We start from the raw sequence: 23255 nt of genomic DNA, 5'->3' as shown, positions 1-23255 counted from the left end.
CACCACCTTTCCCAGAGGTCACTCTTCGCACACGTGAGGCTCACCGAGCGTGTTCACTCAAGGCGGAACAGCCGTTGGATCCAGGGTCGTACCCCGAGGGGTGGCGGGACGGCGCCGCGCGGATAGGTGAAGACCGGCGTCGGCGACTGGTAGCGGGCGCGCAGGTCGGCGGCGTTGCACCAGTCGGCCCCCACCCGGGCGGTCGCCCAGGCCGCGGCGATGGCCGGGCGCGCCTCGGGGTGCCGGTCGTAGGTCTGGTACAGCGTCATGGTCGCGTCGGCCGCCAGGAAGCCGTCGCTCCGGTACGCGGCCCCGGCCAGGTAGGACGCGGTGATCCGGCCGCCGTGGGGGCTGGCCAGGGCCCACGTCCAGTTGGCGACGACCAGGGCGAGCACCGGCTCGGGCACCGCGGCGGCCGCCGCGTACATGCGTTCCTGCCGCGATCCGGTCAGCCGCAGCGAGATCCAGAACCAGTCGAGCTCGCCGGGCGGCAGGTCGGCGGCCAGCCAGTGCAGCAGGGCGAGGCCCCGGGCGGTGCGCAGGCGGCACAGCTCCAGGACGTGGCGGAGCATGCGCGGCCCCCGGTCGATCCAGGTGGGCCAGGTGATCCGGTGGCTCCTGGTCACGGCCTCGGCCAGCTCCGCGCGGACGGGCAGCGGGCAGACCCGGCAGCCGAGGTGCGGGTCCTCGCGGAGCTGGTAGGCCTGCATCGGCGGGGTCAGGCGGTCGCCGAGGAAGACGACGTGGGGGGCTGCTCGGGGGTCGGGACGGGCGTGGTGGCCGGGGACGGGGTGGGGGTGGGAACGGGGGTGGGGCGGGGATCGACCGGCGGGCTCGACACGTGGCTCGGGACGGGCTGACCTGAGGGGTCGCCGGTGGGCTTGCCCGTGGGCTTCCCGGTCGGCTTGCCGGTGGGCGCGGCGGTCGGCTTGCCGGTGGGGCAGGGCGTGGGGGCCGGGCCGTGGCTCTGGTGCTCCCTGCCGCCGCCGGGGTCGGCGGGGGTGCCGGGGGGCGGCGGCGTGACGGGGCCCGGCGGGGTGAGCGGAGCGCCCGGGTCGCGGGGCGTGCGGGCCGGCGACGAGGGGGCCGCGGGCGCGCCGGTGGCGCCGGTGGTGGCCGGCAGAGAGCCCTGGGTGGGGACGATCCCCGCGGTCGGCGGCGGCTCGACCGGCGTGATCGAGTGGAACATCCCGTACGGGAACGTCGCCCGGGAGTCCACGATCGGCTCGGCGATGGGCCGGACGTCGACGGACGGGCCGCCCTGCCCGGGAGGCCACGGCATGGGGGCGCCGGGCGATCCGGCCGTCGCGGGGAGCGCCACCGGGGTGCCGTCCGCCCTGTGCAGGTCGCCCTGGAACTGGTGGAAGACGGCGGCTATCGCCACCATGGACGCGACCGCCGCCAGTGTGCCCGCCAGCGCCTGAGGCCACCGGCGAGGCCGCCTGTCACCGGGTTCGGGAAACCCGTCGGGGCCGAGCGCCCCCGATCGCCTCGCGACGTAACGCCGGTACGGCAGCAGCTCGGGGTCGGCGAAGCAGCTCAGCACCCTGACCCGCAGCGCGCCGGGCAGCGGGACCGGCGGCACCAGGTCGAAGACCTTGGACTCCGACACCGGCCGGTCGCGGTGCGGCGCGCAGGTCTCGCACCGGGACAGGTGCCGGACGAGCTGCTCGCGCATCCGCGGCGTCAGCTCGCCGGCGAAGCCGCTGAGGATGCGGGCCCTCATGGGGCAGTCGTAGGGGCCCTTGCGGGCCAGCACCTCGGCCGTGATCGCGTCACGCAGGCGGTCGCGGGCCTGCGCGCGGGCCGCCTCGACCTGGCGCGGGCGTACGCCGAGGACCGCCGCCACCTCGGGCACCGTCAGGCCGTGCCGGGTGGTCAGCTCCAGCACCGCCCGGTCGGCGACGGGCAGCCCGCGCACCGCGTTGGCCGCCATGACGCGCAGGTCGGCGTCGGCGGGGTCACCGGGCGGCTCGGCCTCGACGGGCGGCTCGGCCGGGAAGGCCGGCTGGGCCGGGAAGGACCACTCGGACCGGAAGGGCGGCTCGCCCGGGAGGGACGGCTCGCCCGGAACCGACGGCTCGCCCAGAAGGGACGGCCCGTCCGCCGGCTCTCCGGCGTCGGGGCGGACCGCGGCCAGCCGCCGGCGCAGGCACTCGGCGTGGGCGAGCGCGTAGAGCCACGTCCTCAGGCGCCCGGGATCGGAAAGGGAACCGGCGTGCTCGGCCGCCGCGATCAGGGTGTCGCGGAGGGCCACCTGGGCGCTGTCGGAGTGCGGAAGAAGGGACCAGCAGTATCTATAGATGCCCTCGGCGTACGCGTCGTAGAGCGCGGCGAGGGCATCCGGGTCGCCGGCGCGGAGCGCTTCGACCAGGACGCGGTCATTCATATGACCGAATGTAATAGATTAGTAACTTGTAGTTCTACCGTTTCCGAGCCTACGGCGTGGCTCGTTCTCCCGGCCGCGCGGAACGGCTCGGCAATAAACCACCCAAACCCATTTATCGGCTAATTTAGAGAATATTTCGCATTACTCGGCGGGCCGCGTCCCGGGAGGAACGGACGCGGCCCCGATCACTCCTTGTGCTCGGTCAGGGCCGAGCTGCCCCGGTCCACGGCGAACGGCGGCATCGACGGCTTGATCGTGTGCAGCGGCACCGCGCCGCCCAGCGCCAGCTCCTCGTACGGCCGCGCCGTCGAGCCCCACGTGCGGGCCGTCACCTCGGCGTCGGTCGGCTTCGCCTTGGCCGGCAGTCCTTCCACGGTCAGCACGAAACGCGGCGTCCGGCCCGGCTTGACGTCGTCCACGAACGTGCTGCCTCCCCCGAGCAGCTTGCCGTCCCGGTCGCGGACCAGCGCGTTGACCACCAGGCTGCCCGCCGGCAGCCGGTACGGGTTGCCGACGTAGCCGGTGACCACGACGGAGCCGTCCTTCTGCGGCAGCGTCTGCACCCGCGTGACCGGGAACGGCCGGAACGCCGACGGGACGCGGGCCGCGGTCCGCCACTGGGCGGGCCGGTACTCGATGGACACCTTCACCGGCTTGTGCTCGGCGTTGGCGTGGCCGGTGAAGGCCAGCTCGCCGCCGGGCGGCACGGCGTCGAGCGGCTGGTCCATCCTGACCACCTCATGGCCGCCGGCGTCGCGGCCGACGATCGTGGCCACCACGTGCTCGCCGAAGTGCCACGGGTTGTCGTTGGCGAGGACCCCCGCCCAGTTGACGACGTACCCGTCGGACGACTTCGTGACGTGTGACACCTGCTCCTTGAGCGTGAGCGGCTTGAGCTTGGGTTCTGACGGCACCTCGGTAGAGCACCCGGTGAGGCAGATCGCCCCGAGTGCGAGGAGGCTGACGGTTCGGCTACGCGGGATCACTTTGCCGTGATAGCCGCTTCATGGGTACGGCTGGCAGAGGACACGCGCCTGCCGTACCCAATCTTTAACGCGCGCGCACGACCCTGGTCTCGTCCCACACCGGGTGTGGCGACTCGTAGACGGTGCCGTCGGAGCCGAAGACGAGGAAGCGGTCGAAGTCGGCGGCGAACCAGCGGTCGTGGGTGACCGCGACGACCGTGCCGTCGAAGGCGTCGAGGCCCTGCTGGAGCGCCTCGGCGCTGGCCAGGTCGAGGTTGTCGGTCGGCTCGTCGAGCAGCAGCAGCGTGGCGCCGGACAGCTCCAGCAGCAGGATCTGCAGCCGCGCCTGCTGCCCGCCGGACAGCGTGTCGAAGCGCTGCTCGGCGATCAGCCCCGCCAGCTCGTAGCGGGCCAGCGCCTTCATGGCCTGGCTCTTGTCGCGGGCGTGCTCGGTCATGACGATCTCGACCGGGGTACGGCCGAGCAGGTCGGGGCGGGCGTGGGTCTGCGCGAAGTGGCCGGGCACGACGCGGGCGCCGAGGCGGGCCGTGCCGTCGTGGCGTACCGGCTCCCCGGCGAGCAGCCGCAGGAAGTGGGACTTGCCCGAGCCGTTGGAGCCGAGGACCGCGACCCGCTCGCCGTACCAGACCTCCAGGTCGAACGGCCGCATCAGGCCGGTCAGCTCCAGCCCCTCGCAGATGACGGCGCGCTTGCCGGTGCGTCCGCCCTTGAGCCGCATGCTGATGTTCTGGTCGGCGGGCGGCACCTCCGGCGGGCCGGCCTCGACGAACTTGCGCAGCCGCGTCTGCGCCGCGTGGTAGGCGGCGGCCATGCCGTCGTTGTAGCGGGCCTTGTTCTTGAGCATGTTGACCAGGGCCTTGAGCTTGGCGTGCTCCTCGTCCCAGCGCCTGCGCAGCTCGTCGAGGCGCTCGTTGCGGGCCCTGCGCGCCTCGGCGTAGGTGGCGAAGCCGCCGCCGTGGATCCAGATGTTGCCGGCCTCGACGGTGACGATCCGGTCGGCGGCGTTGGCGAGGAGCTGGCGGTCGTGGCTGACCAGCAGGACCGTCTTGGGCGTCTCCCTGAGCTGCCGCTCCAGCCACTCCTTGCCGGGCACGTCGAGGTAGTTGTCGGGCTCGTCGAGCAGCAGCGTCTGGTCGGGGCCGCGCAGCAGCGCCTCAAGGACGAGCCGCTTCTGCTCGCCGCCCGACAAGGTGGACACATCACGATATTTCACGTTGTCGTACGGCACGCCGAGCGCGGCGACCGTGCACGTGTCCCACAGGACCTCGATGTCGTAGCCGCCCGCGTCGGTGTAGTCGGTGATGGCCTGGGCGTAGCGGAGCTGCGCCTTCTCGTCGTCGCGCTCCATCATGACCAGCTCGGCCGCCTCCAGCCGCTCGGCGGCCTTGCGCACGGCCGGCGGGGCGACGCTCAGCAGCAGGTCGTGGACGGTGCTGCCGTCGCGGACGCTGCCCACGAACTGGCGCATCACGCCGAGCCCGCCGGAGCAGGCCACGCTCCCCTCGACGGGCTGGAGGTCGCCGGCGATCAGCCGCAGCAGCGTGGTCTTGCCGGCGCCGTTGGGGCCGACGAGGGCCGCCTTGACCCCCTCGCCGATGCGGAAGGACACGTCGTTGAGGAGCGGCCGCCCGTCGGGCAGCACGTACGTCAGGTGCCCGATCTCCACATGTCCCATGACCCGTGTCCCTTTCCCGATTCGCCCCGCGCAGGGTATCCGGGCGCGGGCGACCGGGTCATTCCGTTTTCAGGCCGAGTTCACCAGCCACGCGGCCCGCGTGCTCCAGGATGCGCGCGTTCACGAGGTCGGGCACGTCGAACGCCACCGAGTGCCCGCCGCCGGGCACCAGGACGGGCACGGTGACGGCGGCCGGCGCCTCGTCCGTCAGCGGCACCATCGGCGGGAGCGCCTGCTCGTACAGGAAAGCGCCTGGCGACCATGAGCGGCTTGCTGGGCCGGTTGATCGAGTCGGTGTGGATGAGCCGGGCCGGGGACCGCCTGATCCACGGCGGGGCGTGCAGGCCGAGCCCGCAGGCGAAGCCCCAGGCGGGACGGGGCTCCAGTCGAGTGTCCTGGCCGGGCAGTACGACGGTTCGGAGGCCGTGGCTCTGCTGCCCGCCCACCTGGACCGGTTGTTCACCTGAAGGCGGGATGGACGCCGAACGGCGGCGCCCCCAGCGCCGCCCCGGTCACGGGCGGAGTCGCCGCACCGGTGTGCCGAGGCCGGCGACCAGGACACACATGGCAGCCATCAGGTACGGCCAGCGCGCCAGGTCCGTGAGGCAGATCGTCTCGAACGGGTAGCCGTGAACCGGCAGGGCCAGCAGCGACACCCCAGCCGCGGTGACGAGGGCGACGACACGGGCGCCGCGCGGCCCGAGGCCCGCGACCGCGACCGCGGCGGCCACCAGCACGATCACGACGGCGTGGAACGCCACCGCGGCCGTCAGTCTGAAGGTGATCAGCCCGTCGTCGGCCAGGACCGCGTCGACGTAGTCACCGCACCCGGCCAGGCGGTTCACGAGCCCGAGGCGCAGGCGGAGCGCCGGCCACAGCGAGAGGAGCAGCGCGGCCGTCCAACCGGCCGCCGCCCTCCGACCCGCCGTTCCTGGAACGGGGCGGGTGAGCGCGAGCAGGAGCGCCGCCGCTACCAGGGCCGCGAGGGCGGCCTCCTGACGCGGCAACGCCGGGACCCACGGGTAGCGGAGCGGGATCACCACGTCGGCCGCGATGACGAGCAGGGTGATCGGCAGCCCGAGGAGGCGGGTCCGCGTGGGCGCCCACAGCACCAGCAGGGCCAGCGCCACGGGGAGCAGCGGGTCCGCCCAGGCCAGCACTTCCGTCGCCACCAGACTGACCGGGCCCCGCACCAGCGGCCCGTAGGAGGACCAGCCGTACGTCCCCCAGGGCGTCGCGGCGAGCACGACGGGCGCGCCGGACAGGCAGACGGCGCCAAGGCGGGACAGGCGGGCGATGGCTGGGGGCATCGGCGGACTCCGGCTCGGCTGAAGGGGGCTCGCGGCGCGGTGGAGCTCGAGGAGGCGACAGTAGCCGATCTTCACCGTAAGGGTGGACAGCAAGTGATCTAATGACTAGAACTGTAGGAATCGCCCCCCTAAGGACGTGCCATGACGCGATTCCGTGCTGCCCTCATCCCCCTGGCCGCCACGCTCCTCGGCCTCACCGCACTGCCTTCCCAGGCCGTCGCCGCACCCCCGAAACCGGTGCCGAGCGTCTCCGCCGACCGGTCCGCCACGACGCTCACGAGCTCGTCCGCGTGCGCGCCGACGGTCAAGGGCGCCTCGACCGACGCCCGGCTGACCAGCCTGTTCACCGCGTACGGCAACGACAACAGCCGCCTCGACGACTGGACCGGCGCGGACGGCACCTACTCGCTGCGCATGCCCGACGGGCGCGAGCTGTGGATCTTCTCCGACACGTTCCTCGGCCGGATCAACCCCGACGGCTCCCGGCCGCCGGTGGTCGAGGAGGGCGGCACCACCGTCTTCCTCAACAACACCTTCGCCGTCGAGCGCGCCGGCCGGCTGGCCACGATCCACGGCGGCACCCCCGACAAGCCGGCCGCCGTGATGCCGCCGCGCGACAAGAACCACTGGTACTGGGCCGGTGACGCCACCCTCGCCGGCGGCCTGGTCGAGGTGACCTACCAGGAGTACGAGCGCTACGGCACCGGCGCGTGGGACTGGCGCTGGCACCGCAACGTGGTGGCCAGGTTCGCCCCCGGCCGCCTGGACCGCCCGATCAGCGTCCACGACCTGCCCTCCGGGCACGGCGTCTCGTGGGCCTCGGCCACGCTCAAGGACGGCGGCTACACCTACGTCTACGGCGTGGAGGACCTCGGCTCGCCGAAGTACATGCACATCGCCCGGGTCAAGGGGCAGAGCCTGCTCGGCGGCTGGGAGTACCTGAAGGGCGACGGCACGTGGTCCCCGGACGAGGCCGACTCGGCCCGGATCATGAGCGGCGTGGCCAACGAGTACAGCGTCACCAAGGTCGGTGACGGCTACGTGCTCATCACGCACGACACGACCGAGGTGCTGAGCGCCGACATCGTGGCCTACTCCTCGTGCTCGCCGTTCGGGCCGTTCACCGGCAAGCAGCACGTCTACACGACGCCCGAGACGAACGGGAACATCTTCACCTACAACGCCCACGCGCACCCCGAGGTGTCGGGTAAGGGACTGGTCGTGTCCTACAACGTCAACAGCTTCGTGAACACCGACCACTACCGGGACTCCACCATCTACCGGCCCCGCTTCATCGACGTGAGCTTCGGGTGAGGCGCAACTGGGCGGCGCGCCTGCGGTCCGTCACCATCGACGGGCTGCGGGCGGTCGTGCTGGAGAACGAGCGGCTGCGCGTGACCGTGGTGCCCGGCAAGGGCGGTGACGTGGTGGAGTTCCTGCACAAGCCCACCGACACCGACTTCGTCTGGCTCTCGCCGCAGGGCCTGCGCGACCCGGCCCACCATCTCCAGGGTGCCGCCGACGACGTCGCCCAGTTCGTCGACCACTACGAGGGCGGCTGGCAGGAGATCTTCCCCAGCGGCGGCGCCCCCAGCGAGTACCGGGGGGCGCGGCTGGCCCAGCACGGCGAGGTCGCCGGGCTGCCCTGGGACTGCGAGGTCACGGCCGACTCCGAGGAGGAGGTCGCGGTACGGCTGAGCGTGCGGACCCGGCGCCTGCCGTACCGGGTGGACAAGACCTTCCGGCTGCGGGCGGGCACGGCCGCGCTGGAGGTCGAGAGCAGCGTGAGCAACGAGTCCGACCTGGAGCTGCACGCGATGTGGGGCCAGCACATCGTGTTCGGCCGGCCGTTCCTGCGGCCGGGAGCGCGGATCCGGCTGCCGGAGGGCGTCACCGTGATCCCGCACGAGACCGCCGTGAACCCGCGTGGCCGCCGCGTGCGGGCCGGCGGGCCGTGGAGCTGGCCGGTCGTGCCGGCCGACGGCGGCGGCGAGACGGACCTGAGCGTGGTGCCGGAGCCCGGGACGCCCGGCGACGTCGTCTACCTGACGGGGTTCAGCGAGGGCTGGTACGAGATCACCGGCGAGGTGGGCATGCGCGTCGAGTGGGACGCCCGGGTGCTGCCGTACCTGTGGATGTGGCAGGAGCTCGGCGCCTGGGAGGACTACCCCTGGTGGGGCCGCCTGTACACGGTGGGGCTGGAGCCGTTCGCCGGCATGCCGACCGACGGGCTGGCGGCGGCCGTGGCCAACGGGACCGCGCTCACCCTGGGACCGCGCGGGACGAGGACGCTGACGATGCGGGCGGAGGTTCTCGCATGACGGAATTCGGCGGGAAGGTGGCGCTGGTCACCGGCGGGTCGATGGGCATCGGCCGCGCGGTGGTGGACCGGCTGGCCGACGGCGGCGCGTCCGTGGTGTTCTGCGGCGCCGACGAGGACGCGGCGCTCGACAGCGAGCACGTCACGGGCGTCGTCGCCGACGTGCGGCGCGCCGGCGACATGCGCGACCTGGTGGACCTCGCGGTCGCGAAGTACGGCGGGCTGGACATCGTGGTGACGTGCGCGGGCGTGCAGCGGTACGGCACGGTCGAGGACACCCCCGAGGACGTCTGGGACGAGGTCATGGACGTCAACCTCAAGGGCGTCTACCTCACCTGCAAGGCGGCCGTGCCCCGGCTGCGGGCGCGCGGCGGCGGCTCGATCGTGGTGATGTCGTCGGTGCAGGCGTTCGCCTCGCAGGCGCAGGTGGCCGCCTACACCGCCAGCAAGGCCGCCCTGAACGGCCTGACCCGGGCGATGGCGCTGGACCACGCCGCCGACGGCATCCGGGTCAACGTGGTGTGCCCCGGCTCGGTCGACACGCCCATGCTGCGCTGGGCGGCCGACCTGTGGCGCGGGCCGCTGTCGCAGGAGGAGCAGGTGGCCCAGTGGGGCCGCGCCCATCCGCTGGGCCGGGTGGCGCGGCCCGAGGAGGTGGCCGAGCTGGTGGCCTTCCTCGCGGGCCCCCGTTCGTCGTTCATCACCGGCGCGGAGCACCGCGTCGACGGCGGCCTGCTGGCGCGGAACCCGGCCGCCCTACCCGACTGACCACGCCCGCGCGCCGCCGCCCCAGCGCGCGGGCGTCAGCGTTCTAAGACCTCGGCGGCCCGGTCGAGGCGGGCGCGCAGGTCGTCGCGCAGGCTCGCGAAGCGGTCCGGCTCTGCGGCGATGACGGCCCGCTGCGCCGCGGCGTCGGCGGCGAACCAGGCGGGCACCAGGCCCGAGGACCACTTGCAGGCCGTGTCGGCCGTCGCGGTCCGCTTCTCGCGGGCCGTGACGGCGGCCGAGCGCAGGTCCCAGCGGGGGTCGGCGATGGCCGCCTCCGGCGACGGGTACGGGTGCCCGGCGCGTTCCATGCAGGTCTTCCAGCGGGCGACGGCCGCGACGACGGCGGGGTGCCGGGCGGTCCGCTCGACCGTCCGCCCGTCCTGGAGCGCCAGCCACTGCCAGTCGGCTCCAGGAGCGGTACGGCGGGACAGCACGGTCGTGGCCCGCTCGTCGCAGCCCGGACGGCCGGGCGTGCCGTCGAGGTCGCGGCGGGCGGAGCGGCCGAGGGCGGCGTCCCAGCTCTGGTCCGACGGTGCGGACGGGGGCAGGTGGTAGCCGTGGCGGCGGGCCCGGGCCGGATCCGCGACGCCGTAGCGGCGGCTGTTGCCGGGGTCGCCGGCGGCGTAGGCGGCGGCGTCCGGGCGGGGCGGCGAGACGGCGTGGCCGCGGCGGTGCATGCAGCGCGCGAGCAGCGCGGCGCGGGCCCGGGCCATCAGCGCGCGCTGGCCCGGGGTGGGGCGGTAGGCGTCGAAGGGCAGCACGAGATCTGCGACACGGGCCGGCGGCAGCGCTCCGGGCGGCAGCGACGCAGAGGGCCGCAGCGGCGCGGAGGGCGGCAGTGGTGCGGAGGGCCGCAGCGGCGCGGAAGGCGGCAGTGGCAGGGCGGGCGGGGCCGCCGGAGCGCAGGCCGCGGCGGCGCAGGTCACGGCGGCGCAAGCGCTGGTCAGCAGCGCGCCGAGGACGGCCGGGCCGCGCGCGGGTCCGCGGCGGCCGGTCTCCGGAGGCCCGATCCGGAAACCGGCCCCGCCGCATCGGGTCAGGCGCACCAGATGCTGAGGGAGCTCGCGGTGTTGTTGCCGACCGTGCTGCTGGCGAGGAACGGGTCGGCGCGACCGGCCGCGAACGTGCTGTGTGCGCCGGTGAAGAGGGGGTTCTGCCAGAGGACGGCCTCGCAGCCGCTGCGGTTCTTGACCGAGCTGGCGTCGTTGTTCACGGTCCGGGACGACTCGATCGCCGTGTCGCCCTGGAGCCACAGGTCGTCGCCGAGGTAGGCGTCGCTCTCGGTGAAGTCGCGCCACAGGTCGCGCGGGTAGGCCCCGCTGTAGTTGTAGCCGTAGTACGCGTACAGGCACACCGCGCCCCGCTCGCAGCCGGCGTCCGGCCCGGCCAGCGCGGACGCCGCCGGCAGGGCGAGGCTGAGCGACGCGGCCGCGGCGCAGGCGCCGGCCAGGCGGATGATCGTCCTCACTGCTGCCTCCCCGACGAGGAACCGTCCTTGATCGGTAACCTAGCGTGTCGTTTCGCATACGAGCCGCTATGACATGCCGAGTCGGGTAAGAGGCAGCGGTGGGGCCGGTGGCTACCGGGGGACCTCCTCGGAGACGGACGGGTCGGCGAAGCGCTCGTTGGGCACCCGGGCGTACCACCCCGGCCGGCCCGGGTCTCGGTCGTAGGGATAGCCGCCCAGCTCGCGGTAGAGCTCGGCGTAGCGGGCCACCTTGTCCTTGTCCAGCCGCACGCCGAGGCCGGGGGCGGTGGGCACCGCGATGGCGCCGCCCTCGTACGACAGCGGGCCGCCCTCGATGACGTCGTCGCGGAGCTGGTGGTAATGGGCGTCGGCCGCGTACGTCAGGTTGGGCAGCACCGCGCCCAGGTGCAGCATGGTCGCGAGCTGGACCCCCAGCTCGCCGGAGGAGTGCACGGCGATGCCGAGCTGGAACGTCTCGCACACCCCCGCCGCCTTCACGCACGGCCGGATGCCGCCCCAGAACGTGGTGTCGAGCAGGACGACGTCGGCGGCCCGGCGCAGCACGTTGGAGGCGAGCTGCTCGAAGTTGACGACGACGGTGTTGGTCGCCAGCGGCACCCGGACCTGCTCGCGCACGGCCCGCAAGCCCTCCATGCCCCAGACCGGGTCCTCCAGGTAGTCGTTGTCGAGGTGCTCGATGGCCTTGCCGAAGCGCAGCCCCTCGGCCAGCGACAGCACCGCGTTGGGGTCGTAGCGCAGCCGGTCGCCGGGGAACGCCTCCGCGAGCGCCCGGTAGCACTCCAGCTCGTGGTCCGGCGGGAACACGCCGCCCTTGAGCTTGTGGACGGTGAACCCGTGCGCCTGCTTCAGGTCGCGGGCGTGCCCGACGAGCTGGTCGGGGGTGCGGATCTCGGGGTGGCCCTCGGCGGCGTACCGGAAGAACAGGTACGACGCGAACGGCACCTCGTCGCGGACCCGGCCGCCGAGCAGGTCGCACACGGGCACGCCGAGGCGCTGCCCGATCACGTCGAGGCAGGCGAACTCGATGGCCGCGAGGAGCTGGGTGCGGTTGTTGTAGAGCGACGCCGTCGGGTTGGCGATCTTGAACCGGAGCGCTTCGAGCTGGAACGGGTCGTGGCCCTTCAGGTACGGCAGGAGCGCCCGGAAGGCCGCCTCGGCGCTCTCGCCGCCCCCGCCCATCTCGCCCAGCCCGACGAACCCCTCGTCGGTCTCGACCTCCACGAGGGTCCGGACGAAGCGCCCCCAGTGGGCGCCGTTGCTGTGCCGCAGCGGCGCCTCCAGCGGGACGGCGACCGTGGTGGCCCTGATGTCGACGATCTTCACGCGCACGTCCCCCAGACCGCGGCGACCCCGCACGCGGGCAGCCGTACCTTGACCGATTCGCCCGTCACCTCGGCGGGTTCGCGCCCGCGCTCCAGCCCCGCGCTGACCTCGGCCGAGCGCAGGCCGGGCACGGTGAGCGTGACCTCGACCGGCTCGGCGGCCAGCGACTGGAGGCGGACGACCCGCTCCGCGCCCGCCTGCCCGATCGAGGTGATCAGCACGTCCGGGTGGTCCACGGACGCGTACGAGCGCGTGGCCTCGCCCGTCGGCCCGGTGACGAGCACGCCCGCGAACGGCTCGGTCAGCCCGGAGGCCGCGAGCGCGCCCAGCCGCCGGCCGTCGGCGCCCGCCTGCGACATGACCGCGTAGCGGAAGGTGGTCTCGCCCTGCTGCTGCGACGGGAAGTTGGTGTCCCAGATGTTGTTGAGCGCCCAGGAGTACACCGTGCCGTCCTCCTGCTCCAGCGTCGGCGGGAACGGCGCGTACGGCATGTGGATGGTGCCGAGCTGCACCAGCGGCGCCTCCAGGGTGGCCCAGGCGACGGTCAGCTCGGGGTCGTCGAAGGCGATCCAGTGGCGGATGGGCAGCATGTACGCCGCCGAGCCCGGCACCTGCGGCACGTCGCGCCCGCCGACGCCGCCGGTCAGCTCCCACGCGGTCGCCGGGCCGGTGGCGAACGGGAAGGCCAGGAAGACCGCCTCCTTCGCCGGGGTGCCCTGCTTGGCGAGCTGGTAGGTCAGGTCCAGCCGGGGGACGCCGCGGTGCAGCTCGATCGTGGTGCGCAGCCAGTCGACGCCCTTGCCGTGGAGCTCGACGACCAGCCGCTCGCTCACGGCCGTGCGCTGCGCCTTGACGATCGTGGCGCCCCGGCCGATCGCCCGGTCGCCGAGCAGGGTGCGGTCGTGCGCGCCCACGTGCCCGGACAGGTGGTTGAAGTGCGGGGCGGTGGCGTAGCTGTCGTGGACGTACTGGCCGAAGCCGGCCGCCGCGTCGCGGTTGACCAGCTCCCGGCCGGCGACCTTGTCGAAGATCGAGCCGATGTAGCCCTCGCGGACGTCGTACGTCACCCGGTAGAACTCGTTCTCGATGACCCCGCCGGGATCGGCCTCGACCGGCTCGGCGGCCTGGCGCTCGGCCGTGACCACGTCGATCCGGGCGTAGCCGTTGCCGGGGACGTCGGGCACCACGGCGTGCAGGTGCCGCCCGATGGGCCGGGTCGGCCAGTCCTCCGGGTGGACGTACTCCTCGTGGTGGGCGAGCGTCTCGCCGGTCCGCGCGTCCACGAGCGCGATCGGCACGTCGGCGGCCACCACGTCGCGCGGCAGGAACGCGCGCACCAGGTCGGTGCGGGCCCGCGTCGCGGGGTTGAACACGGCGAACGACGCCAGCGTGCCGTCGGGCAGCTCGCCCTCCCGCGCCAGCGCGGCGCCGAAGCGGCGCACGGCGGCGTGCAGCAGGTCGGCCGCGTCGTCCTGGGCGTCGTAGGCGCCCGACGACTTGCGGGTCCACTGCAGGCCGCCCGAGTCGCCGGCCTCCTCGGCGTCCTCCCACGGGTTGGCGGCGCCCCAGGTGTGCTCGTTGAACAGCGCCACCTTGTCGTACGCCGCGTCGATGCGGTCGGTGGCGTCGGCCCCGGCGAGCGTGTGCAGGGTCTCGGCGGCCCGCAGCGCGGACTGCGCCCGCCGCACGTAGCCGAGGGGGCGCGCGCCCGAGCCGAGCCCGTCGGCCCACCAGTCGGTCCAGTCGCCCTCGTGGACGGCCAGCCGGTCGTGGTAGTGCTCCTCGACGTGCTCGAAGAAGTCGCTGTTGACCGCCGAGCGCAGGCGCGGCCAGGCCCACCGCTCGTTCCAGGTGCGGGCGATCGCCGCGGGCACGATGGACGGGCCGGCGTTGTCGGCGTGCGCGCCCTGGACGCGCATGTGCAGCACGTCCAGCTCGTACGGCTCGCGCGGCGCGTCGGGCCCCTGCCAGCCGAACGTGCCCGGCCCGTACGGGTAGCCCCGCGTGGCCAGGGCGGCCAGGTAGCGCGGCAGCAGGTCGTCGGCCAGCTCGTAGGAGTCGGTCAGCCCGACCGTGTTGCCCTCCATGTACGCCATGCCGTGCGGGGTGTCGGTGAACCAGACCAGCAGCTCCTTGCCGCTCGGCGCCCGCCAGCGGAACGGCCGGGTCAGCTTGTCGCCGCCGTGCAGGTACGGCACCGACCGGCCGGCCCAGTTGTGGGCCGCGGCCAGGTAGCGGACGCCGGCCGCGTCGAGCGCGTCGATCAGGCCGACCACGGCGCCGGGCACGTCCGTGTGCATGGCCGAGCGCGTGGCGAAGCCGTACCTGCGCTGGAGCTCGGAGGTGAAGCGGAGCTGCCGGTAGAGCTCCTCGGTGGAGCACGCCTCGGTGTGGAGCTGGAACGGCAGGGCCGTCACCTCGATGACGCCCTCGCGGGCCGCCGCGGCGAACGCCTCGACCTGCTCGGCGGGCCGGGCCGCCAGCCACTTCAGCGCCGGCATCGACGACTCGACCGTCCAGCGGAACTTCGCGTCGTCCGGCCAGGACGCGGTCTCGGCGGCCAGGCGGACCGCGGCGTCGAGGTATTCGAGGTGGTGGCGCAGCACCGTGCCCTGCGGGTCGGTGTAGCCGATGTCGAGGTGGGAGTGGTGGACGACGAACACGCTCCACTTGCGCTGCGGCGTCACCGTGATCCGCGCCGTGCCGACGAGTCCTTCGTCGTCACGCGACTCCAGCGTGAACGCGCGCGGCGCGGACACCTCGGGCACGAGCAGCGTGACGTCGGAGCCGGTGGCGCTGTCGACCCCGACCAGCACGTGCGTCAGCGGGCGCGTGCTCGACACCCGGACCGCCTGGCGGCCGTCGTGCGTGAACAGCGGCAGCACCGCCACCCGCACCTCCAGCCCCCGCAGCTCGATGACGGGGGTCGAGGTGTCGTTGCGCAGCGCCTGCCTGATCCCGTCGTAGTCGGGGGAGCCCAGGCTCCGCTGCAGCAACCGGCTGGTCAATTCAGACACTCCCTAGGGACAGGCCTCGGGCGAAGAGGCGCTGGGTGGCGAGGAACAGCAGGACCGTCGGCAGCGAGCACATCAGGCCCGCGGCCAGCCCCACGGGCACGGGGGTGCCCGCGTAGACGTCGGTCATCAGGCCGGCGAGCGCGGTCATCACAGGCCGCACGCTCTCGGTCGTGGTCAGGGTCAGGCCGAACAGCAGGTCGTTCCAGATGAAGGTGAACTCCAGGATGAACACGGCCGCGAGCGCGCTGGTCGAGATCGGCAGGTAGACGCGCCAGAAGATGCGGAAGGTGGACGCGCCGTCCATCCGGGCCGCCTCGAAGATCGAGAACGCCACCCCGCTGTAGAAGTTGCGCAGCACGAACGCGGCCAGCGGGACGTTGACGGCCGTGTAGACGAGCAGCATGCCGGCCCTGGTGTCGTACAGGCCGGCGTCGCTGTAGCCGACGAAGAGCGGCACCAGCAGCATCTGCGACGGGAACACCGTGCCGCCGAAGATGAGCAGGAACCACCAGAAGCCGTGACGCAACCGCAGCACCACGATGGTGTACCCGGCCATGGCCCCGATGACGACGCCGAGCAGCGGCGACACCACGCTGTAGAGCGCGGTGCTGGCCAGGCTGGCGCCCAGGTCGGCCTTGTCCAGCGCCGCGGCGAAGTTGGCGAACAGCGCGAAGTCGCCGGAGGGCGCCCAGGCGGTGGCCGGGTCGTACGACGCGGCCGGGCGCGCGGCGTTGACCAGCAGCAGGTACGTCGGGTACAGCCAGACCAGGCCCAGCACCACGAGCACGGCGCGCCTGATCATGAGGCGACCTGCCTCTTGAGATAGAGGTAGGAGGCCAGGCCGGTGACGACGGTCAGCATGACCGCCACCGCGGAGCCGTAGCCGTAGTCGCTGGCCACGAACGTCTCCTTGTACATGGTCACCGCGAGCGTCTCGGAGTTGCGCCCGGGGCCGCCCTGGGTCAGCACCCAGACGATGTCGAACGTCTTCAGGCTGGCCACCAGCGCCAATCCCACGACGACCGCGGTCAGCGGGCGCATCAGCGGCCAGGTGATGTGCCGGAACAGCCGCCACCCCGACGCGCCGTCCAGCCGGGCGGCCTCGATCGGCTCCTTGGGGATCGACTGCAGGCCCACGACGAACAGCAGCGTGTTGACGCCGAGCTGCTGCCAGGTCCACACCAGCAGCATGGCCAGCGTGTTGACCGGCGCGCTCTGCAGGAACGCGGTGTCGACGCCGAGCAGCACGTTGGCGATACCGCCGTGCGACAGGATCGGGCTCCACACCAGGGCGAGCCCGGCGCCGCTGAGCGCGTACGGGAGCATGAACGGCACCCGGTACCACGCGCCGCCCTTGATGTCGTGGGACAGGACGGCCACCAGCAGGCCGAGCCCCACCGGCAGCACCATCGTGCCGACGACCCAGAGCAGCGTGTTGCGCAGGGAGGTCAGCAGCGCGGGGTCGTCGAAGAGCTTGCCGAAGTTGGCCAGGCCCGCCCACTCGGGCGGGGCCAGGCCGTCGTAGCGGGTCAGGCTCAGGTACGCGGTCCACACGAACGGGGCGTAGAGCAGCCCCGCGACCAGCAGGGCCGCGGGCGCCACATATCCGTACCGGAACCGGCCCAGGATCGGAGACCGAGTGGTCACTGGTGGGTGCTCCAGTACTCGTCGGCCTCCTTCTGGATCGTCGCCAGCACGTCCTTGTACGTGCCGGGCTCGGTGACGAACTTGCCGAAGCCGTCGAGGGCGGCCGTCAGGACGGGCGGCGGCGTGGCCTCGAAGTAGCGGTTGACCAGGCGGTACTTGCCGCTGCCCGCGTCCTTGGTGATCTGGCCGAGCGCCTCGTCCTTGATCTCGACCTTGGGGTTGGCGCTCACGTCGCCGCGGGTGGTGGCCCACTTCTCCTGGGCCTCGGCGGTGGTCCACCACTTGAGGTACTTCGTGCTGGCGTCCGGGTCGGCGGCCTTGGCGAGGGAGCACAGCGGGCCGCTCTCGAAGATCACGGAGGTCTTGGGGAGGGCGGGGTTGACGTTGGGGATCACGAAGAAGCCGTAGTCGGTGCCGGCCTTCATGTTCCGCTGGGTCATGCTGGTGTTGAACCAGGTGCCTAACGAGATCATCGCGGCCTTGCCGTTCTTCATCACGTCCCCCGGGTCGGTCTTGTCACCCGGGTTCACGAAATATCCGGCGTCGATGAGCTCCTTCCACTTCTCCATCACCTGGACCACGCCCGGATCGGTGTACTTGGCCTTGCCGGTGGACAGCCGGTCGTACAGGTCGGGGTCGGAGCCGGCCATGAGCTGCTCGAACCAGACGAAGGAGAACAGCACGCTGGTGTGGTAGAAGGGCGTGACCCCGGCCTTCTTCAGCGTGGCGGCGGCCTTGACCAGCTCGTCCCAGGTCGTGGGGGGCTTCAGGCCGTGCTGGTCGAAGAGCTTCTTGTTGTAGAACATCCCCCAGTAGGCGACGTTCATCGGCACGCAGTACTGCTTGCCGTCGATCGTGTAGTACGGCGCGAGGTCCTGCGACAGGTCGCCGGCCTTGATCGCCTCCTGCCAGAGGGCCGTGGTGTCGGCCACCTGCTTCTGCTTGACGATCTCCGCCAGCATCCCCCCGGTCTGCCAGGTGAACAGGTCCGGCTTGACGTTGGTGCGGAACGACGCCTTGATGAACGCCTGGTACTGCGCCGAGTCGGTGTAGCCCGTCGGCTTCATGCCGAGGCCGATCTGCTGCTTGGACAGCGCGCCCATCTCGTCGAAGTACTTGGTCCAGGCGCCCTTGTCGTTGTAGAGCGTCAGCTCGGTCTTCTTCTGCGGGGTTCCGCCGCCGGTGCCGCCACAGGCGGCGAGGAAGAGGGCTGCCACGCCGAGCGTGGCCATGCCTGACCGGATCATGCCCCGGCCTCCTTGTTTCACTTGGGGGGGTTGTGCAACCTCTGCTCGACTACGGTCTTGACGTCCACCAGGTGAGCCCGCATGCGCTCCTCGGCCGCCGCCGCGTCGCCCGCGACGATGGCCTCCAGGATCGCCCGGTGCTCCTCGTAGTCCCGGCGGCGGTCGTCGAAGATCTGCAGGATCGCCCGCTGCTCGGGCCCGTGGACCGTGAGCAGCGAGTCGACGATCTCGTGCAGCACGCTGTTGCCGGCCAGCCGCGCGGTGGCCCGGTGGAAGGTCATGTTGGTCTCGTGCAGCTCGGCGTCCTCGCCGCGCAGGTGCCGGGCGGCCTCGTCCAGCACCCGCTCCAGCGCCGCGAGCTCGGCGCCAGCGGCGCGCCGGGCCGCCATGGCCGCGAGCGGGGGCTCGATGACCACGCGGGCGCCGAGCAGCTCCAGGAGCTGCTCGCCGTCCATCTCACGCATGTTGGGGTTGGGCAGCACGACACGCTCGATGTCGGCTCCGACGTAGATGCCGGAACCGTGCCGCATCTCGACGGCCCCGGTGGCCTCGAGCCTGCGGAGCGCCTCGCGCAGTGTCGGGGTGGTGACGGCGAAGCGCTGGGACAGCTCCCTGGTCGAGGGCAGCCGGTCGCCCGGCCGGAGCCCACCGGCACGGATGAGCTCCAGCATGCGCTCGGTCAGAGCGTCGGACAGGGTTGGCCGCACCACCTCGGACATATCAAGTGATCTAATCACTTAACGCGCTTCGCGTCTATGAGGGCTTCATGTCTTTAAGGAGAGTATTTTCCCGGCCATGAAGCGTCTCAGGCGTGTCCTGGCGTGGGTGCTCGCGGTCCTCCTCGTGCTGTCCGTCACCGGCGTGGGCGCGGCCGGGTGGTACTACTCCGGCCTGGTGATCGAGCCCTCGCACGGGTCCTCGTACCCGCTGGAGGTGGTGGCGTACACGGGCGACCTGGTGACGCTGCGGGGCGGCGACGACACCGCGGCGCCCGGCACGTACGGGCTCACCTGGGACGGCGGCAACGCCACGCTCGGCGCGGTCGTCTCCACCGGCGGCGGGAGCGTGGTGCGGCGCGTGGAGAAGGTGCGGCGCGGCACGCTGCGGCCCGGCGTGCGGGCCTACCTCGACCGGTGGATGTGGGGGCACGAGGATCCCGGCACGGCGCTCGGCCTGCCGTACCGGAAGGTGAGCGTGCCCGGCGAGCTCGGCGACCTGCCCGCCTGGCGCACCGAGGGCTCCTCCACGACCTGGGTGATCGCCGTCCACGGCCGCAACGCCACCGCGGCGGAGGCGCTGCGGTTCGTGCCGCTCTTCCACAGCCTGGGGATGCCGGTGCTCGGGATCAGCTATCGCAACGACGCGGGCGCGCCCGCCGGCGACGGCCTGTTCCACCTCGGGGCGACCGAGTGGCGGGACGTGGCCGCGGCCATCTCCTACGCCCGCGGCCAGGGGGCGACCGGGGTGCTGCTCCACGGGTTCTCCATGGGCGGCGGCATCGCGCCGATGACCGTGCGCCGGATGCCCGGGGCGCCGGTCAAGGGGCTGATCCTCGACAGCCCGGTGCTCGACTGGAACGCGCCCATCGACCTCGGCGCCGACCAGCGCGGGGTGCCGCGGTGGCTGGCCTCGGTGGGCAAGTTCGTGGTCGAGCGCCGCACGGGCGCCTCCCTCGACGACGTCGACCACGTGCGGCACGCGCGGGAGTTCCGCACGCCGGTGCTGCTGTTCGTGGACGACGCCGACGCGTCGGTGCCGGTCGGGCCGGCGCTGCGGTTCGCCGCGGCGCGGCCCGACCTGGTGACGCTCGTACGGACCCGGGGCGGCGGCCACGTCGGCTCGTGGAACACCGACCCGGGCCGCTACGAGCGGGCGTTACGCGACTTCGCGACCAGGGTCACTCGCTGACCTCCGTGTCACTGATCTCCGCGTCACTGATCTCCGCGTCACTGATCTCCGCGTCACTGGTGGAGCAGGCTCCTCATCTGGGCGATCTGGGCGCGGCGGGACTCGCGCACCCGCTCCGCCCAGTTCCTGACCTCCGGGTTGGCCCCGCGCGCCACCTCGGTCCCGGCGAGCTGGACCGCGTCGTCCTGGTGGGCGGCGAGCAGGTTGAGGAAGTCCCGGTCGAACGCCTTCGACCTGGCCAGCGCCGCGATGCGCGCGCGGTCGGTCTCCGGCATCCCGCCGTGATGGTCGTGCGCACCGGAGGGGGCGGTGAGCGGCTGCTCCCAGGCGTACAGCCAGCGCAGCATCGTCTCGACCTCGTCCTGCTGCGTGGCCGCGACGGCCGCGGCGAGGGTCCGCACCTCGGGCGAGCGGGCCCGGGCGGCGCCCAGCTTCGCGATCTCGATGCCCTGGCGGTGGTGCGGGATCATCATCTGCGTGAACATCACGTCCTGGGCGTTCACCGGACCGGCCGCGGGAGCCGGGGTCCCGCGGGCGCCGCAGCCCGGCAGCGCGAGCAGCAGGGCCGCCATCAGGACGAGCGCCGGGGCCGTCCGCCTCATCCCTCGCCGCCTCTCCCTAGGACGGAAATTGATAAGTAAACCTTCTTAATAGTTCACGATCACCGCCGGCCTCGCAATGCGGAAGCGGATCGACCGCATCTCCTCCTAATCTCGCCGTCCATGAGCCACGACATCACGCCGTTCCGCATCGACGTCCCCCAGCCCGACCTGGACGAGCTGGCGCGCCGGCTCGACGCGGCCCGCTGGCCCGACGAGCTGCCCGGCGCCGGCTGGGACTACGGCGTCGCCTCCGGCTATCTGAGGGAGCTGGCCGCGTACTGGCGCGACGGGTACGACTGGCGGGCGCAGGAGCGCCGGCTCAACGAGCTGCCGCAGTTCACCACCGAGATCGACGGGCAGAACATCCACTTCGCCCACGTACGCTCCCCCGAGCCGGACGCCGTGCCGCTGCTCGTCACCCACGGCTGGCCGAGCACCGTCGCCGACTTCCTGGACATCGCCCGCCCGCTGGCCGAGCCCGGCGAAGCCGGCGTGCCCGCCTTCCACCTGGTGCTGCCGTCGCTGCCCGGCTTCGGCTTCTCCGGACCCACCCGCGAGCGGGGCTGGGACGTCACCCGGATCGCCCGCGCCTGGGCCGAGCTGATGCGCCGCCTCGGCTACGACCGTTATCTCGTGCAGGGCGGCGACTTCGGGTCGCTGATCTCGCCCGAGGTCGCCCGGGTGGCGCCGGAACAGGTCATGGGCGTCCACCTCAACGCCATGGTGACCGCCTCCACGCCCGCCCCCAAGACCTCCGGGCTCACCCCGGAGGAGCTGGCCAAGGCCCGGGCCACCGCCGAGAAGTGGCGCGAGCGGTCCGGCTACGCCACCATCCAGTCGACCCGGCCGCAGACCCTCGCCTACGCCCTCACCGACTCGCCCCTCGGCCTGCTCGCCTGGAACCTCGAATGGTTCGTCGACTACGACCCCGCCCGCGCCGTGCAGGCCCCGGTCGGGCGCGACGCGATCCTCACGAACGTCACCACGTTCTGGCTGACCTGTACCGCCGGGTCGTCGATGCGCCTCTACAGGGAGGCGAGGGCGGCCTTCGGCGGCGGCCCGCGCGTCGAGGCGCCGACCGCCGTCGCGCTCTTCCCCGGCGACAGCACCATCCGCACGCTCGCCGAGCGGCAGTTCGCGATCGTCAGGTGGACCGAGTACGACCGGGGCGGGCACTTCGCCTCGCTGCAGGCGCCTGACCTCCTGGTCGAGGACGTCCGCGCCTTCGCCGCCGCCCTGCGGTGACCAGCTCAGTAGCCGACGGCCGCCAGCGCGCGGTGGTGCCGGGGGTTGTCGGCCTCGTCGACCAGCGCCACCGCCAGATCGGCGTACGCGAACAGCCGCTCGTCCGCGTCGGGCAGGACCGCCGAGCCGCCGATCCGGTACTTCCCGGTGCGCGGGGCGTCGGCGTCCAGCATGGCGGGCGGCGGGGCGAGCACCACCCAGTCGAGGGCGGGGTCGGCGTCGCGCAGCGCCTCCACCGCGGCCAGGTGGCCGAGCGAGAAGGCCCGGTGCTCCGCCGGGAAGCCGGGCGCGTCGTGGACCAGCACGCCGGGGGCGCTCTCCAGCGTGGTGCCGATGCCGACCAGCACCAGCCGCTTCACGCCGGCCCGGCCCAGGCCGTCGGCCAGCGCGGCGGTCGCGACCGGCAGGAAGTCCAGCGACGGCATGTCGAGGCGGAGCGCGGTGTTCACGGCCGCGTCGTGGCCGGCCGCGATCCGCGCGACGTCCTCGGCGCTGGTGACGTCGCCGGCGACCACTGTCACGCGGTCACCGCCGAGGTGGGGGTGGCGGGCCGGGTCGCGGACCACCGCGGTGACCCGATGGCCCCGTCCGGCCGCCTCGGCCACCGTGGCCCGCCCCGCGCGGCCACCGGCGCCGAACACAACGATCTCGCTCATGGGATGACTCCGTTCGCACAGGCCGATGGGGTCATCGGCGCTGTGCGGACGCTAACGGCCGTCCCCTTGGTTCCCGCAACGATAGTTACGTACGCTCGGCAGAGTGACCGACGCCCTCGACCCGGACATGTTCGCCCAGTGTGCGAACGTCACGCCGCTGATCCAGATCGGCGACAAGTGGACCGGCAAGATCATCCGATGTCTGGAGGACGGCCCCCGCCGCTTCTCCGAGCTCCAGGTGCCGCTTCGCGCCATCACCCCCAAGGTGCTCACCGAGACGCTGCGGGCGATGGAGCGCGACGGGCTGCTCACCCGGACCGCGTACGCCGAGATCCCGCCCCGCGTCGAGTACGAGCTGACCTCGCTCGGCCGCACCTTGCTGGAGCCGATGGCGGCCATGTGCGCCTGGGCGCAGGAGCACATGGAGACGCTTCTCGACGCCCGCGATCGCCACCTGGCCTGATCGTCCTCACAGGCCGGCCGCGGAGACGTTCGTTAACGTTCTGCTCACTCTGCGTCGCAGTCAGGTTTGTCCGGGTTTTGTGACACTTGCCTCCGTCTGGACCCCCGAAAATGACCGCCCGACGGCGCGTCATCGCAGCTCGAAGCGCTTTCCCGCGCAGAGAGATCATGTCGCGACTTTGTGTAGTGACCTGACTGTTATATCAACGCT

22 protein-coding genes are annotated in these 23255 nt (G+C 72.7%); 6 read left to right on the top strand and 16 right to left on the bottom strand.

The genetic code is table 11. From position 1 onward, the window contains the following. Nucleotides 1-53 precede the first annotated feature (53 nt). The 6 genes from HT134_RS26720 to HT134_RS26695 all read right to left on the bottom strand — a co-directional run bounded on the left by HT134_RS26720 (nucleotide 54) and on the right by HT134_RS26695 (nucleotide 6360). On the bottom strand, nucleotides 54-710 hold the full coding sequence (locus tag HT134_RS26720) for a hypothetical protein (RefSeq protein ID WP_175603217.1): 657 nt from the start codon (nucleotides 708-710) through the stop codon (nucleotides 54-56). A gap of 8 nt (nucleotides 711-718) precedes the next feature. Further along, on the bottom strand, nucleotides 719-2389 hold the full coding sequence (locus HT134_RS26715) for a sigma factor-like helix-turn-helix DNA-binding protein (protein WP_175603216.1): 1671 nt from the start codon (nucleotides 2387-2389) through the stop codon (nucleotides 719-721). 185 nt (nucleotides 2390-2574) lie between these two features. Beyond that, nucleotides 2575-3303, bottom strand: a complete 729-nt coding sequence (locus HT134_RS26710; protein ID WP_312888450.1) for an FxLYD domain-containing protein — start codon at nucleotides 3301-3303, stop codon at nucleotides 2575-2577. Between the two features lie 136 nt (nucleotides 3304-3439). Beyond that, nucleotides 3440-5050, bottom strand: coding sequence for an ABC-F family ATP-binding cassette domain-containing protein (locus tag HT134_RS26705; protein ID WP_175603214.1), 1611 nt, complete (start codon nucleotides 5048-5050; stop codon nucleotides 3440-3442). Nucleotides 5051-5108: 58 nt separating this feature from the next. After that, nucleotides 5109-5270 carry a hypothetical protein gene (locus HT134_RS26700; protein ID WP_175603213.1) on the bottom strand — a complete coding sequence of 54 codons (162 nt, stop codon included), beginning with the start codon at nucleotides 5268-5270 and terminating at the stop codon, nucleotides 5109-5111. Between the two features lie 292 nt (nucleotides 5271-5562). Beyond that, nucleotides 5563-6360 carry a hypothetical protein gene (locus HT134_RS26695; protein ID WP_175603212.1) on the bottom strand — a complete coding sequence of 266 codons (798 nt, stop codon included), beginning with the start codon at nucleotides 6358-6360 and terminating at the stop codon, nucleotides 5563-5565. A gap of 141 nt (nucleotides 6361-6501) precedes the next feature. Between HT134_RS26695 and HT134_RS26690 the strand changes: the two genes are divergently transcribed. From HT134_RS26690 to HT134_RS26680, 3 genes are read left to right on the top strand one after another with little or no spacing between them, the layout of a single operon-like run. Next, nucleotides 6502-7674, top strand: a complete 1173-nt coding sequence (locus HT134_RS26690) for a DUF5005 domain-containing protein (protein WP_175603211.1) — start codon at nucleotides 6502-6504, stop codon at nucleotides 7672-7674. Continuing rightward, nucleotides 7671-8681 (top strand): DUF4432 family protein, encoded by a 1011-nt coding sequence (locus tag HT134_RS26685; RefSeq protein WP_175603210.1) that lies wholly within the window; start codon nucleotides 7671-7673, stop codon nucleotides 8679-8681. Before HT134_RS26690 ends, HT134_RS26685 begins: the two co-directional genes overlap by 4 nt. Then, entirely contained in the window at nucleotides 8678-9448 is a 771-nt protein-coding gene (locus tag HT134_RS26680) for an SDR family NAD(P)-dependent oxidoreductase (RefSeq protein WP_175603209.1), read from the top strand. The genes HT134_RS26685 and HT134_RS26680 overlap by 4 nt, the downstream gene beginning before the upstream one ends. Before the next feature lie 35 nt (nucleotides 9449-9483). On the opposite strand, the gene HT134_RS26675 is transcribed toward HT134_RS26680, so the two are convergent. The 8 genes from HT134_RS26675 to HT134_RS26640 form a co-directional block, all read right to left on the bottom strand. Further along, complete coding sequence (locus HT134_RS26675; protein WP_175603208.1) at nucleotides 9484-10494, bottom strand: hypothetical protein; 1011 nt, start codon at nucleotides 10492-10494, stop codon at nucleotides 9484-9486. Next, on the bottom strand, nucleotides 10485-10916 hold the full coding sequence (locus HT134_RS47760) for a peptidase inhibitor family I36 protein (RefSeq protein WP_175603207.1): 432 nt from the start codon (nucleotides 10914-10916) through the stop codon (nucleotides 10485-10487). Before HT134_RS47760 ends, HT134_RS26675 begins: the two co-directional genes overlap by 10 nt. Before the next feature lie 111 nt (nucleotides 10917-11027). Beyond that, a complete protein-coding gene (locus HT134_RS26665; protein ID WP_175603206.1) occupies nucleotides 11028-12260 on the bottom strand; it encodes an enolase C-terminal domain-like protein in 1233 nt (410 codons plus the stop codon). After that, complete coding sequence (locus HT134_RS26660; protein ID WP_175603205.1) at nucleotides 12257-15268, bottom strand: glycoside hydrolase family 38 N-terminal domain-containing protein; 3012 nt, start codon at nucleotides 15266-15268, stop codon at nucleotides 12257-12259. The genes HT134_RS26665 and HT134_RS26660 overlap by 4 nt, the downstream gene beginning before the upstream one ends. Nucleotide 15269: 1 nt before the next feature. Beyond that, nucleotides 15270-16079, bottom strand: coding sequence for a carbohydrate ABC transporter permease (locus tag HT134_RS26655; RefSeq protein WP_175603204.1), 810 nt, complete (start codon nucleotides 16077-16079; stop codon nucleotides 15270-15272). Then, nucleotides 16076-16924, bottom strand: a complete 849-nt coding sequence (locus HT134_RS26650; RefSeq protein ID WP_312888448.1) for a carbohydrate ABC transporter permease — start codon at nucleotides 16922-16924, stop codon at nucleotides 16076-16078. Before HT134_RS26650 ends, HT134_RS26655 begins: the two co-directional genes overlap by 4 nt. Beyond that, on the bottom strand, nucleotides 16921-18171 hold the full coding sequence (locus HT134_RS26645) for an ABC transporter substrate-binding protein (protein WP_175603203.1): 1251 nt from the start codon (nucleotides 18169-18171) through the stop codon (nucleotides 16921-16923). Before HT134_RS26645 ends, HT134_RS26650 begins: the two co-directional genes overlap by 4 nt. Before the next feature lie 17 nt (nucleotides 18172-18188). Then, nucleotides 18189-18890, bottom strand: a complete 702-nt coding sequence (locus HT134_RS26640) for a FadR/GntR family transcriptional regulator (protein WP_175603202.1) — start codon at nucleotides 18888-18890, stop codon at nucleotides 18189-18191. Between the two features lie 76 nt (nucleotides 18891-18966). On the opposite strand from HT134_RS26640, the gene HT134_RS26635 reads away from it, so the two are divergent. Continuing rightward, nucleotides 18967-20079 carry an alpha/beta hydrolase gene (locus HT134_RS26635; RefSeq protein WP_175603201.1) on the top strand — a complete coding sequence of 371 codons (1113 nt, stop codon included), beginning with the start codon at nucleotides 18967-18969 and terminating at the stop codon, nucleotides 20077-20079. Between the two features lie 53 nt (nucleotides 20080-20132). On the opposite strand, the gene HT134_RS26630 is transcribed toward HT134_RS26635, so the two are convergent. Beyond that, nucleotides 20133-20681 carry a DUF305 domain-containing protein gene (locus tag HT134_RS26630; protein WP_175603200.1) on the bottom strand — a complete coding sequence of 183 codons (549 nt, stop codon included), beginning with the start codon at nucleotides 20679-20681 and terminating at the stop codon, nucleotides 20133-20135. Nucleotides 20682-20801: 120 nt separating this feature from the next. Between HT134_RS26630 and HT134_RS26625 the strand changes: the two genes are divergently transcribed. Then, nucleotides 20802-21926, top strand: a complete 1125-nt coding sequence (locus tag HT134_RS26625; RefSeq protein WP_175603199.1) for an epoxide hydrolase family protein — start codon at nucleotides 20802-20804, stop codon at nucleotides 21924-21926. A gap of 5 nt (nucleotides 21927-21931) precedes the next feature. Here the strand turns inward: HT134_RS26625 and HT134_RS26620 are convergent, their stop codons facing one another. Next, a complete protein-coding gene (locus HT134_RS26620) occupies nucleotides 21932-22582 on the bottom strand; it encodes an NAD(P)-dependent oxidoreductase (RefSeq protein WP_175603198.1) in 651 nt (216 codons plus the stop codon). A 103-nt stretch (nucleotides 22583-22685) separates the two neighbouring features. Between HT134_RS26620 and HT134_RS26615 the strand changes: the two genes are divergently transcribed. Further along, complete coding sequence (locus HT134_RS26615; RefSeq protein WP_312888446.1) at nucleotides 22686-23045, top strand: winged helix-turn-helix transcriptional regulator; 360 nt, start codon at nucleotides 22686-22688, stop codon at nucleotides 23043-23045. Nucleotides 23046-23255 lie beyond the last annotated feature (210 nt).

Source organism: Nonomuraea rhodomycinica, assembly GCF_013363995.1.
GTDB lineage: Bacteria > Actinomycetota > Actinomycetes > Streptosporangiales > Streptosporangiaceae > Nonomuraea > Nonomuraea rhodomycinica.
Note: the sequence above shows the minus strand (reverse complement) of the source record. Positions and strands in the feature narration are given on the sequence as shown.